Annotated in this window: 9 protein-coding genes; 2 read left to right on the top strand and 7 right to left on the bottom strand. The window is 65.7% G+C overall.

Annotated elements, in window-relative coordinates:
• Positions 1–30: 30 nt before the first annotated feature.
• A complete protein-coding gene (locus AC07R0_RS17810; protein WP_495095863.1) occupies positions 31–834 on the bottom strand; it encodes an AraC family transcriptional regulator in 804 nt (267 codons plus the stop codon).
• A 79-nt stretch (positions 835–913) separates the two neighbouring features.
• Here AC07R0_RS17810 and AC07R0_RS17805 point away from each other — a divergent pair, with 79 nt between their 5' ends.
• Positions 914–2,152 carry an MFS transporter gene (locus AC07R0_RS17805; RefSeq protein ID WP_495105825.1) on the top strand — a complete coding sequence of 413 codons (1,239 nt, stop codon included), beginning with the start codon at positions 914–916 and terminating at the stop codon, positions 2,150–2,152.
• Positions 2,153–2,220: 68 nt separating this feature from the next.
• Here the strand turns inward: AC07R0_RS17805 and arsA are convergent, their stop codons facing one another.
• Both arsA and AC07R0_RS17795 read right to left on the bottom strand, forming a co-directional pair.
• Positions 2,221–4,002 (bottom strand): arsenical pump-driving ATPase, encoded by a 1,782-nt coding sequence (gene arsA / locus AC07R0_RS17800; RefSeq protein ID WP_495105824.1) that lies wholly within the window; start codon positions 4,000–4,002, stop codon positions 2,221–2,223.
• A 22-nt stretch (positions 4,003–4,024) separates the two neighbouring features.
• A complete protein-coding gene (locus AC07R0_RS17795) occupies positions 4,025–6,550 on the bottom strand; it encodes a cation-translocating P-type ATPase (protein WP_495105823.1) in 2,526 nt (841 codons plus the stop codon).
• Positions 6,551–6,589: 39 nt separating this feature from the next.
• Between AC07R0_RS17795 and AC07R0_RS17790 the strand changes: the two genes are divergently transcribed.
• Entirely contained in the window at positions 6,590–6,805 is a 216-nt protein-coding gene (locus AC07R0_RS17790) for a hypothetical protein (protein ID WP_495105822.1), read from the top strand.
• Here the strand turns inward: AC07R0_RS17790 and AC07R0_RS17785 are convergent.
• From AC07R0_RS17785 to AC07R0_RS17770, 4 genes are all read right to left on the bottom strand, one after another.
• Positions 6,789–7,910 (bottom strand): ABC transporter permease, encoded by a 1,122-nt coding sequence (locus tag AC07R0_RS17785; RefSeq protein WP_495105821.1) that lies wholly within the window; start codon positions 7,908–7,910, stop codon positions 6,789–6,791. The two genes, AC07R0_RS17790 and AC07R0_RS17785, sit on opposite strands and share 17 nt — an antisense overlap.
• Entirely contained in the window at positions 7,911–10,634 is a 2,724-nt protein-coding gene (rbbA, locus tag AC07R0_RS17780; RefSeq protein WP_495105820.1) for a ribosome-associated ATPase/putative transporter RbbA, read from the bottom strand.
• A complete protein-coding gene (locus tag AC07R0_RS17775; RefSeq protein WP_495105954.1) occupies positions 10,631–11,623 on the bottom strand; it encodes an HlyD family secretion protein in 993 nt (330 codons plus the stop codon). The genes rbbA and AC07R0_RS17775 overlap by 4 nt, the downstream gene beginning before the upstream one ends.
• Positions 11,624–11,766: 143 nt before the next feature.
• A complete protein-coding gene (locus AC07R0_RS17770) occupies positions 11,767–13,155 on the bottom strand; it encodes an efflux transporter outer membrane subunit (protein ID WP_495105819.1) in 1,389 nt (462 codons plus the stop codon).
• Positions 13,156–13,175: the final 20 nt, after the last annotated feature.

Genomic DNA, 13,175 nt, shown 5'->3' with positions numbered 1-13,175 from the left:
GCAGCTATCAAAAGCATAGTAATCACGAACTCAGGATTGCCAGGCCTGGAACTGGCTGGGGGTATGGCCCATGGCGGTCTTGAACATGGCGGCGAAGGCGCTGTCGCTGGTATAGCCGCAGGCCTGGGCCACCTGGCTTACCGGCATGCTGCGCGCCAGCAAGGGCAGGGCATGGGCCAGTACCGCCTGCTGGCGCCATTGCAGATAGCTGGTACCCAACTCATCACGGAACAGGCGGGCAATGGTGCGTTCGCTGGCGCCGATATGCGAGGCCCATTCGGCCAGCGTGGCCTGGCGGGCCAGGTCGCGCAACACGGCGTCGCACAGGGCGCGCAGGCGCTTGTCCTGGGGTAGGCGAATGGCCAGGTGGTGCGGCGCGGCCTGGCTGATTTCCTGCAGGGTCAGCAGCGTCAGGGCGTCCTCGCGCGGGCCGGGCTGCATACCTTCCAGGGCCTGTATGAGTTCTCGCAGCAGCGGCGACACCACCAGCGCACGCGCCTGGGTCCAGCCGGCAGGCGTGGCCGATGCGTGCATGTATACCGTGCGCAGATGGGCGTTTTCTAACATGGTCACGGCGTGCAAGGTGTTGGCCGGTATCCAGACTGCGCGCGACGGCGGCACCACGAAGCTGGTGTGGCCTTGCTGCTCCATGGCGGTCACCTGGATCAGGCCCTGGTCGCAATACGCTAGCTGCACCCAGGCGTGCTGGTGCGGCTCGAAATGCGCGTCCGCTGGCTGCATCTGGGTGCGGCTGCGCACCGGCCGGCCAGGGCTGGGCGTGAAGTTCTGGAAGTCTCCCAGGTCGGCGGATGTGAGCGGGCCTCTGCGCAGCATGGTGGGTTTGGCGTAAATTCGATGAAAACTGTCTATTTAATGCATTCCAGAAGATGCAGGCGAATACTACGATAGCCGCATGTCTACCTCCAGCACCTCTTTACCCTTGCCTCCCACCGCCAGCCTGCGCCACGAGGCGTCCGTGATCGGGCTGGTGGGCACGGCCCACATGATCAGCCATTTCAGCCAGCTGCTGTTGGCGCCTCTGTTCCCCTGGTTGAAGCAGGACTTCAATGCCAGCTACGCGGAACTGGGTTTCTTGATGACCATCTTCTTCGTTGTTTCCTGCGCGGTGCAGATGGCTTCGGGCTTTGTGGTGGACCGGTTCGGCCCGCGCCCTATTTTGTTTGCAGGCCTGGGGCTGCTGGGTTTGGCGGCTTTTGGCTTCTCGGCCAGCACCAGCTACGCCATGCTGGCGGCTTTCTCTGTGTTGGCCGGCATTGGCAATGGCGTGTTCCACCCGGTCGACTACACCTTGCTGAACCGCAAGATCAGCGCACCGCGCCTGGGCCATGCCTATAGCGTGCACGGCATTACTGGCAGCCTGGGCTGGGCCTTGGCGCCGGCCATGCTGGTGCCGATTGCGCTGGCGTTCTCCTGGCGCACGGCTCTGGCCGCGGCTGGCACCCTGGCCTTCGCCGTACTGGCCGTGCTGTGGGTGAACCGCGACAAGCTGGCTTTGCCTGTGTTGCCGGCGGTGAAAGCCGGCGCGCCTGTATTGGAGGGCGGCAGCATGGGCTTTATGCGTATACCGGCGGTGTGGATGTGCTTTGCCTTCTTCTTTTTCTATGCCATCGCGCTGAGCGTGGTCCAGGCTTTCGCGCCCGAAGCCGCGCGCCAGCTGCATGCTGTGCCGCTGGGCATGGTCGCCATGTGCCTGACCATTTACATGGTGTGCAGCTCTGGAGGCATGGTGCTGGGCGGCTTTCTGGCGGCCGACCCCACGCGCTGCGAGCGGATTGTGGGCGTGGGCTTTGGCGTCGCGGCCAGCTTCGCCCTGGTGCTGGCCCTGGTGGATGTGCCGGCCTGGAGCGTGCCCGTGCTGTTCGGCCTGATGGGTTTTGCCGCCGGCACCGGCGGGCCTTCGCGGGACCTCATCGTCAAGCGGGCCACGCCGCCCAATTCCACCGGGCGTGTCTATGGCGTGGTGTATTCAGGTCTGGATATTGGCCAGGCGCTGTCACCCCTGGTGTTTGGTACTTTGATGGACCACCAGCGCTACACCAGCGTATTCGTGGGCTTGGCGCTGGTACAGGCGGTGTTGATTGCCAGCGCCTTCAATGTGCGCAAGGCCCGGCGCACCGCGCTGGCCGTCTGACGGCGCAGGTAGCACGGGGGGAAGAATGCAGTGTTCCAGCGGCATGCGCCCATGCGGTAAGCCGGTAGCTAAGGCTTGCTCACCATGCGGCTCAGCTGGGCGATGCCAATCGGCGGCTGGCTCAGCCATGGCACCACGAAGCTGCGCTTTGCCAGCCCAGCCGCCATGCGCTCTATCTGCTTGCGTTCGCCCACCAGCCTTGCCGCGAGCAAGGGGTCGTGGGTGCCGGCGGCCAGAACGCTTTTGTTGAGTACCCAGGCATACGGTTCGATGTGGGCGCGGCGCAGATCGTCCTGCAACGCAGCGGCCTGCGACACCGGAGTCGCTTCGGGCAAGGTCACCAGGATGATCTTGGTGTAGCTGCCGTCTTGTAGCCGCATCAGCGGCGTCACGACGTGGCCGGCGTTTTTGCCCTCGAATTCGCGCAGCATCTGCCGGTGGTAGGCGCCGGTGGCGTCCATCAGCAGCAGAGAATGCCCGGTAGGGGCGGTATCCAGCACCACAAAGGCGCTGCGCGCTTCGCTGACTATGCGCGAGAAGGCATGGAACACGGCCACCTCTTCGGTGCAGGGTGAGCGCAGGTCTTCCAGTAGCAGGGCTTGCTCCTGCGCGTCCAGGCCGGGCGACTTGGCTGCCATGACCTTGTCGATATAGCGCTGTGTCTCCGTCTTGGGGTCGATGCGGTCCACGCGCAGGCCTGGCAGCGCACCGCCAAGCGTGCCGGCCAGGTGTGCGGCCGGGTCGGTGGTGCTCAGGTGCACGGTTTTGCCGCGCTGCACCAAGCCGAGGGCCAGCGCTGCGGCAATGGTGGTTTTGCCCACGCCGCCTTTGCCCATCACCATCACCAGGCCATGGTCTGTGGCGGCCAGCGCGTCGGCCAATGCCGCCAGGTCGTGGCCAGCGGCGGCGGGTTCCATCGGCGAGGGCGGGGGCGCGATGGGCAGTGCTTGCCCGGGTGACAGCAAGGCGCGCAGGGCCGGGAGGCCGACTGTGTCAAACGCGCGTAGCGGTATTGTGTCCTGGGGCAAGGTGCGCAAGGACGCGGGCATGTCGTGCAAGGCCTGCAGGCCCAGCGCCTCGATGGCGTTGGCGACGGCATCGTCGCGTTGTCTGGCATGGAACACACCGTTGATCGCCAGGCGTTGGTTGCGCAGGCCCAGCCCCTTCAGCTCTTCAGAGCTGCGGGCTGCCTCGGCGATGGCGCCCTTGTCCGCCCGGGTGACCAGGACCACCGTGGTTTGCCTTGGATCGCTCAGCGCCGCCAGCGCTGCCTTGAAGCGCTCTTCCTGCATCTTCAAACCCGAGTGCGGGCCCAGGCAAGAGGCACCTCGGTCGTTACCTGCGAGGAAGCCGCTCCAGGCCTGGGGTAGGCTTAGCAGCCGCAGGGTGTGGCCGGTGGGTGCGGTGTCGAAGACGATGTGGTCGAAGCGCGCATCGTGCTCGGACAGCAGCGTGGCGAACTCGTCGAAAGAGGCTATTTCGGTGGTGCAGGCGCCGGACAACTGCTCGCGCACGGTGGCAAGCTCGGCGACGCTGGCTGCCACGCCCATCTGTGCCAAGACGCGCTGGCGGTAGGCCTCTGCTGCCGTGTCGGGGTCGATGTTCAGGACCGACAGGCCGGGCGCGTCTGGCACAGCTGTCGGCGTGTTGTGCAGTTCAATACCCAGCATCTCGTCGAGGTTGGATGCCGCGTCGGTGCTGACCAGCAACACATGTTTGCCGGCATCGGCCAGTGCCAGCGCGGCGGCGGTGGAGAGCGAGGTTTTGCCGACGCCGCCTTTGCCGGTGAAGAACAGGTGCCGTGTGGCGTGGGACAGAAAGGCCATAGGCTGCTGAGATGGCGTAGGCATGTTGAGGTCTCCTGGTCGCGTTTTACTTGTTGGCTGCAGACTGTCGCCCCATGGCCCATTTCACAGCCTCGAACCACAGCAGGCTGAGGGCGGCCAGGCCCAGCGCGGCCAGCAGCATCCACGGCGCGGGCTGCCCGAATGCAAACAGGCGGCGGATGGGGGCGAAGCCGAGCACCGTGCCCAGCAGCAGCACGGTGGCGGCGCAGGTCCAGCCAAAGTAGCGGTTGCGCGCGGCGCCCCTGCGCCACGAGGGGCGGGTCCAGCTGCGGTTGGCGTAGATCAGGCCCAGGTTGGATAGCACCAGCACGCTGAACACCAGGGCCCGGGCCACGCCCTCTGAGTGCATCCGGGCCGTGGCATATACGGTCAGCAGCAGTACCAGCAGGCCCAGGCCCTGCCACAGGCCACGGAGCAACACGCTGCGGTCGAACAAATGGGCGCTGGCTGGGCGCGGTGGTACGGCCATGGCGTCTGCCTCCAGCGGCTCGGCCTCGAACACCACCGAGCAGGCCGGGTCGATGATCAGCTGCAGAAACAAGATATGCACCGGCATCAGCAGCAGTGGCCAGCCCAGCAGCACGGGCAGCAGCGACAGGCCGACGATGGGCAGGTGCACACCCACCACGAACACAATGGCCTTGCGCAGATTGGCAAACACGCGGCGGCCGTAGCGCACCGCTGTGACGATGGAGGCAAAGTCGTCGTTTAGCAGCACCAGGTCGGCTGCCTGGCGGGCGACTTCGGTGCCGCGCGCGCCCATGGCCACGCCGATGTGGGCGGCCTTGAGGGCGGGCGCGTCGTTCACGCCGTCGCCGGTCATGGCCACCACGTCACCGCGCGCGCGGAAGGCCTGCACCAGCCTCAGCTTGTGTTCGGGCTGCACTCGGCAAAACACGTTGGTGCTGGCCAGGCGGGCCTGCAAATCCGTGTCACTGAGGGCGGCGAGTTCCTGCCCGGTCATGGGCGCTGCATTGCTGGGCAGGCCGACCTGGCGGGCGATGGACAAGGCGGTGGCTGGGTGGTCGCCGGTCATCATCACTACGTGGATGCCGGCGGCGCGGCATTCGGCGATGGCCTGGGGCACGTCGGGCCGCACCGGGTCTTCCAGCGCGACCAGGCCCAGGAATACGAAGTCGAAGTCGTGCTGGTTGTCCGGCAGGGGCTGGGCGGGGAACATGGCACTGGCCACGCCCAGTACGCGCAGGCCGTCGCCAGCCATGGTGGCGACTTGGGCGGCAATCTGCTGGCGTTGCGCATCGGGTAGGTGGCACAGGTCGACGATGGCCTCGGGCGCGCCCTTGGCGGCGATCATGCGTTCGCGCAGATCGGACGACTGCCATACACGCGACATGGCCAGCATTTCTGGCGACAGTGGGTAGTCGTCTACCAATGTCCAGTTGGCGTGCAGGTGTTCGGTATGCGCCAGCAGGCGCGCACCTGCGTCAACGATCGCGGTTTCCATGGGGTCGAAGGCGCGGCGGTGGCTGGCCAGCACCGCATATTCCAGCACGCCATGCAGGCCCTCGGCCAGCGGGGCATTGCCAGCCTGCAGGCTGTCATATGTCTCTGCGCCGGCGCACAGCCGCCGTACCGCCATGCGGTTGGCCGTGAGCGTACCGGTCTTGTCCACACACAACACGGTGGTGGCGCCCAGCAGTTCCACGGCGGGGATGTTACGGGCCAGCACTTGCTGGCGCGATAGGCGCCAGGCGCCCAGGCCGAGGAATAGCGTCAGGATCACCGGCAGCTCCTCGGGCAGCACTGCCATGGCCAGCGTCAGTCCGGCCAGCAGCCCGCCCAGCCAGTCGCCGCGCAGCAGGCCGTAGGCTACGGCCAGTGCAGCCGCCAGGGCAATACCCACGATGGCCACGGCTTTGACGACGTGCTTGGTTTCCTGCTGGATGGGCGTAGTCTCGCTGGCGATGCCTTCCAGCGACTTGCCTATGCGGCCCAGCGTGCTGCGTTCGCCGGTGGCCACCACCAGGCCCTGCCCGCTGCCCTGCGTGACCAGCGTGCCTGAGAAGGCCTGCGCTGCTGCAGCGCCACCGGCCTGCTTCTGCACCGGCACGGATTCGCCGGTGAGCAGGGATTCGTCCAGTGCGAGGTTGGCGGTGTGGGTCAGTTGCAGATCGGCAGGCACGCGGTCGCCCTCGGCCAGCAGCACCGCGTCGCCGCAGACAAGGTCGCGGGCTGAGATTTTCAGGGGCTGGTCGCCACGCAGTACCAGCGCCAGCGGGCTGGACAGATCGCGCAGGGCATCCAGCGAGCGTTCGGTGCGCCGCTGCTGCACAAAGCTGATGCCCATCACCACGAACACAAAGCCCAGCAGCATCAGTGCTTCCTGGTGGTCGCCCAGCAGCATGTAGAGCGCGCCGCAGGTCACCAGCAGCAGGAACATGGGCTCCAGCACCACATCAACCACCAGGCGCAACAGGCTGCGCGGCCTGGAGGTGGGCAGGGCATTGGGGCCGTCTTGCGCCAGGCGCTGTTGCGCTTCGGCCTGGGTCAGGCCGGTGGTGTTCAGGCTTGGCGGGATAATGTCCGCCACTATGTTGGCCTGGCGGAATCTGCCGACCAAGCGGAGATGATGACGCTCGCCACCAGCAGGGCAGCCAGGGCGCTGCGAACAATTGAAGTTGTCATAGGGGCTTTCGCTGGATTGAGGCCGTTCGCGCACGAGGCTTCCGCAGCACTTCAGATTTTTGCTGTGCTGTTTAGTCTGACACCAGCTTGTTTTCTGTTCTTGATGCAGGTCAAGCAATCCATTGCAGCCCCTGGGGACACACTCAAGCCATCTGGCTGATCGTCTTGCGAAAGCGGGCCAGCGACGCAAAGAAGAATACGGTGCCGATCACCAGAATGGCCAGCAGCTGCGGCCATACCACCGCCAGGCCGGCGCCCCGGTACAAAATCGCCTGACCGGCGGACACAAAGTGGGTGGTGGGGGCCAGCAGCATGACGTTTTGTACCAAGGCAGGCATGCTTTCACGCGGCGTTGCCCCGCCGGACAGCATCTGCAGCGGCAGCAGCACCAAGACCAGCAGCATGCCGAACTGCGGCATGGAGCGCGCCAGGGTGGCCAAGAATATCCCCAGGGATGTCGTGGCAAACAGGTGCAGCGCAGCCGCCAGCATGAACAGCGCCACCGACCCTTCGATCGGCACGCCTAAAGCGCCCTGCACCACAAACACCAAGGCTGTCAGCGCAGCCAACAGCACCACCAGGCCCATGGACCACACCTTGGCCAGCATGATCTCGATGGGCGTCACCGGCATCACCAGCAGATGCTCCAACGTACCGTGCTCGCGTTCGCGTATCAGTGCAGCGCCGGTGAGGATGATGGACAGCATGGTGACGTTGTTGATGATCTCCATCAGTGAGCCGAACCAGGCTTGCTCCAGATTTGGGTTGAAGCGCATGTGCAGCACCAGGTCTACCGGCGCTACCGCAGTGCTGCGGTAGCGTTGCACAAATTCGTTGATTTCGCTGGTCACGATCTGCTGGATGTAGCCATTGCCGGTAAACGCCTGGCTCATCAGCGTGGCATCCACATTCAGCTGCAAGGCGGGCGTGCGGCCCGCCAGCACATCACGCTGGAAGTTGGGTGGAATATCCAGCACAAAGGTGTACTGGCCGCTGTCCATGCCCGCATCCACTTCGGCTAGCGACACCATGGCGGGAGGCTTGAAGTGCGGGGGGTACAAGCTGGAAATGATGCGCGCCGACAGCGGCGATCCATCCTCGTCCACGATGGCAATCGGTGCGTTGTGCAGACTCTCCGGCATGGCCGTGGCCGCCACATAGATCGACAGGGTGAAGGTATAGGCGATCAGCACCAGCATCATCGGGTCGCGCACCAGACTCCACAATTCCTTGACGCCCAAGCGGTAGATGTTGGGGATGCGCATTCAGCGGGCCTGCTTTTTCAGCAGCCATATGGACATGAGCAGGATCACGGGGGCGGCGATCAGCAAAGGCCAGAACGATGCACCCAGGTTGGAGAAATCCAGCGCCTTGTTGAATACACCCCGGCAGATGGTCAAGAAGTGCGCGGCGGGATAGATGTGTCCAATCGTCGCCCCCACGCCTTCGAGTGAGGACACGGGATTCGTCAGGCCCGCAAACTGCACGCAAGGGATGATGGTGCCAATCATGGTGACAAATATCGCAGCGATCTGGCTCTTGGTGAAAGTGGAGGCCAGCAGGCCAATGCCGGTAGAGCTGACCACAAACACCAGCGCAGCCAGTGTCAGCGTGGCAAAGCTGCCTTTGATGGGCACGTCAAATACGGTCACTGCCAGCGCCGCCATCAAGAAGAAGTTGAACATGGCCAGGCCGATGTAGGGCAGCTGCTTGCCCAGCAGGAACTCGCTGCGGGTGACCGGGGTGACGTAGAGGTTGATGATGGAGCCCATCTCTTTCTCGCGCACCACCGACAGTGCCGTCAGCATGGCCGGAATCATCATCAGCAACATGGGGATGACAGCCGGCACCATGGCGGGCAGGCTTCGGACATCGGGGTTGTAGCGGTAGCGGGTCTCGATACTGGCGGGTGCGGCCATCGACTGGCCCAGCCGGTGGCTTGCCATGTCGGCCAGCCAAGCGGCGTGCATGGCCTGCACATAGCCGCGCACGGTTTCGGCCCGTGCGGGCATGGCGCCATCGACCCATGCGCCCATCTGCACCGGTGTACCGCGCGCTATGTCGCGGCCGAAGCCATGGGGTATTTCAATGGCCAGCGACAGCTCGCCGCTGCGCATGCGCTGGTCCAGCTCGGCATAGCTGGTGATGGCCGGCTTTTCGATGAAGTAGCGCGAGCCGGAGAGGTTGAGCGCATAGTTCTGGCTCAGCGCCGTCTGGTCCTGGTCCATAACGGCGTAGGAGAGGTTCTCTACATCCAGATTGATGCCGTAACCCATGATGCACATCAAAAACGCCGTGCCCAGCAGCGCCAGTGCGGCGCGCACCGGGTCGCGCTGTAGCTCCAGCGCCTCGCGCAAGGTATAGCTCCAGGCGCGCGCAAAGCTGAAGCCGCGTGCGCGGGGAGCCGATTCTGTGCTTTTGCCGGCTACAGGTGCAGCATCGGCCTTGGGTGTGGGAGGTGCGGCTTCTTCCAGGTAGGCGATGAAAGCCTGTTCCAGATTCTCGGTGCCACGCTGCTGCACCAACCCGGCCGGGCTATCAGTCACCAGTACGCGGCCGGCGTGCATTAGCGAGATGCGGTCGCAGCGCTCGGCCTCGTTCATGAAGTGGGTGGAGATGAAGATCGTCACTAGGTCGTTGCGGGCCAGGTCGATCATCAGCTGCCAGAACATGTCGCGCGCTACCGGGTCCACGCCGGAAGTCGGCTCGTCCAGAATCAGCAGCTCGGGTTTGTGCACCATGGCCACCGCCAGCGACAGGCGCTGGCGTATGCCCAGTGGCAGGCTTTCCGGCAGGCTGTTCAAGACCTCGCGCAGATTGAAGCGCTGCACCATGGCGTCCACGCGGTCGGGAATCTCGGCCTCGGCCACCTGGAACAGGCGCGCGTGCAGCACCAGGTTTTGCTGCACCGTCAGCTCGCCATACAGCGAAAACGCCTGTGACATATAGCCCACCCGCCTGCGGGTTTCGATGTCCTTGGGGTTCACCTTGCTGCCAAACAGCAGAGCCTGCCCTTCAGTGGCGGGCAGCAGGCCGGTCAGCATCTTCATGGTGGTGGATTTTCCGCAGCCGTTGGAGCCCAGGAAGCCAAAAATCTCCCCGCGCCGGATGCGAAAGTCCACCCTGTCCACGGCCAGAAAGTCGCCGAAGCGCATGCTCAAGCCCTGGGCTTCAATGGCGATCTCGGGCTGGGCTGTTTCCACCAGCGGCGGCACGTGGATGGTGTGGTGGTCATGCCGCTGGGCCTCGGGCAGCAGGGCGATAAAGGCGGCTTCCAATGTCTCGGTGCCGGTGCCTGTACGCAGTTCGGCGGGCGTGCCCTGGGCCAATATGCGGCCGGCATCCATGGCTACCAGCCAGTCAAAACGATCGGCCTCTTCCATGTAGGCGGTGGCCACCACCACGCTCATGCCAGGGCGCTCGCTGCGGATGCTGTCGATCAGATCCCAGAACTGGCGGCGTGAAAGCGGGTCCACGCCGGTGGTGGGCTCGTCCAGAACCAGCAGGTCGGGGTCGTGTATCAGCGCGCAGCACAGGCCCAGCTTCTGCTTCATGCCGCCAGACAGCTTGCCTGCCGGGCGCGACAGAAACTCCTGCAGCCCCGTGCTGCGTGTCAGGCTGTCGATGCGACGGCGGCGCTCGGCGCTGTTGTGGCCAAATAGGCGGCCAAAGAACTGCAGGTTTTCCTCCACCGACAAGGTGGGGTAGAGGTTCTTACCCAGGCCTTGCGGCATGTAGGCAATGCGCGGGCACACGCTGTTGCGGTGTGCGGTGCTGGCCATGTCGCCACCCAGCACCTGCACCTGGCCCTGCTGCACCGCCCGGGCGCCGGCCAGCAAGGACAGCAGACTGGACTTGCCCACGCCGTCCGGCCCAATCAGGCCCACCATGCACCCGGCGGGCAGGTCCAGAGTGATATCGATCAGTGCCTGCGTCTTGCCGTAGTGCAGATGGACGTTGGCCAGCTGCGCAACCGGGGTTGCGGTCACTGTGGCACCTTGACGGTCAGCTCCGCAGGCCACACGCTTTGTGCGTCGGTTTTGATCCAGGCCATGCCTGGCACGCCGGTCTTCACTTGTTGCAGGTGTTTTTGCAGCAGCGCAGGGTCGATTTGTGCCTTCACACGGAACATCAGTTTTTGCCGTTCGCTGGCGGTTTCCACCGTTTTCGGGGTGAACTGCGCGGTGCTGGCCACAAACGAAATCTTGCTGGGAATCACATACTGCGGTGCGGCATCCAGCACCAGGTGCACCTCGCTGCCCAGCGCCAGCCGGCCAGCGCTGGCCTCGGGCACAAAGAAGGTCATGTACACGTCCGACAGGTCCACCAGGCTCAACACCTTGCCGCCGGCTGCGACCACCTCACCGGGCTGGGCAATGCGGTACTGCACCCGGCCAGCACGCGGTGCGGTCAAGGCGCTGTCGTCCATATCGGCCTGGATGCGTACCACGGTGGCATTGGCGGCCAGCACGGCAGAGCGGGCGGCAGTCACCTGGGTTTGGGCGGCGGCTACGGCGGCGCTGGCCGCTGCCACCTGGGCGCGGGCGGCATCCACCGCGGCCTGCACGCTGCGCACCCGGGCGCGGTCGTCGTCCAGCTCTTGCTCGGACGAAGCGCCTTCACGGGCCAGGATTTGCGAGCGCTGCAGACGCAGTTGTGCCGCGTTGAATTCGCTCATACGCTGCGCCACCACGGCCTGGGCGGCCAGGCGGTCGCTGGCGCGCATGGCCACCTGGGCCACTGCCGTGTCTATGCCGGTCACGGCCTGTTGCGCGCGGGCGCGGGCTTCATCGCGCTGGGCTTCCAGCGTTTGCACCTGCATGTGGCCAAGCACCTGCCCGGCCTGCACCAGCTCGCCTTCGTCCACCAGCAGGTCTTGCACGCGCCCGCCAAGCTTGGCCGCCACATTGATTTCGGTCGCCTCGATGCGCCCATTGCTGCTGACAAAGCCTGGGCCCGGGCCCTGCGGGCGCAGCATGTGCCAGGCAAAGTAGCCGGTTGCCGCCAGCGCACCCGCAATGGCCGCAGCCACCAGCCAGCGCTTCCATTTCGGGCCAGGCGGCGGTGACGGAGGGGCTGGAGTGGGGGGCGCCGGTTTGGCGGCCACGGTGAGATCGTTCGTCATGGGGTGCCGTTGGGGAAAAGAGGGGTTGGTTCCAGCGCGCCGCCGCCCAGGGCGGCATACAGGCTGACACGGCTGGCCAGCAGGGCGTAGCGCGTTTGCACCAGCTGCTGCTGTGCGGCCAGCAGGTCGCGCTGGGCGTCCAGCACGTCGAGGTAGGCGGCGGCGCCGTTGTCAAAGCGCATTTGCGACAAGCGGGCGCGCTCGGCCTGGGTGGCCAGGGCGTTCTGAGCGATGGTGGTCTGTTCGGTCAGCCAGCGGCGGGCCGACAGGGCATCGGACACGTCGCGGAAGGCGCTTTGTACAGCTTTGTCGTACTGGGCCAATGCGATGTCGCGGCGGGTCTCAGTCAGCGCCAGGTTGTTGCGGCGGCGGCCTGCATCGAATATCGGCAACGTGATGCTGGGCGCGAAGCTCCAGGCCTGGCTGCCGCCGGCAAACAGGCCGTCCAGCTCGGCGCTGGCCGTGCCCCAGCTGCTGGTGAGGGCCACGCGGGGGAAAAAGGCCGCGCGTGCGGCACCGATATTGGCGTTGGCGGCTAGCAACTGGTGCTCGGCGGCCCGGATGTCGGGGCGCAACAGCAACAGGTCGGACGGCAGGCCGGCGCGCAGCTCCAGCGCCATGCCGACTGGGCCGGCAGTGGAAGCCAGCTCACCGGGGATGCCCACCAGCAGGGTGAGCGCGTGCATCTGGCTGGCGCGGGCCTGTTGCAACTGGACCGCCAGCGCCTGGGCCTGGGTGAACAGTGTTTCGACCTGCGTCAGGTTCAGCCGCGAGGTGGCGCCCACCGCCACCCGGCGCTGAAAGATGCGCAGGCTCTCGGCCCGGCTGGTGGTGGTTTGCTGGGCGAGTGCTATGCGCTCGTCCAGCTCGCGCAGCGCAAAGTAGCTGTTCGCCACCTGGGCGACCAGGGCCACGGTGGCCGCCTGGCGGGCCGCATCGGTGGCCAGGTAGCTCTGCAGCGCGGCGTCTTGCAGGCTGCGAACCCGGCCCCAGAAGTCAATCTCCCAACTGGCCATGCCCAGCGCCACCTGGTATTGGCTACCCAGCAGCGGCTTGCCGGTAAAGCTCAGGTCCGCCGGTGTGCGCGAGCGGGTGGCGCCGGCCTGTGCCGCCAGGCTGGGGTAGACCTCTGCACGCTGGATGCCGTAGGCGGCGCGGGCTTCATCGACCCGTAGCACCGCGGTGCGCAGGTCGCGGTTGTTCGCCAGCGCCTGGGCAATCAGGCTTTGCAGCGCGGGCTCGCGGAAGTAGTCGCGCCAGCCGGTGGCGGCGGCTGAGGCGCCGTCCTGGTTGGTCTCGGGTGCGTATTGGTTTGCGACTGGCAGCGCGGGGGCCTCGTAGGGCGGCGCCATTGACGCGCAGCCCGCCAGAAGCAAGGCTGCCATCAGCATTGCGCTTTTGCGCA

It is taken from the genome of Rhodoferax sp. GW821-FHT07F03, assembly GCF_059418745.1.
Note: the sequence above shows the minus strand (reverse complement) of the source record. Positions and strands in the feature narration are given on the sequence as shown.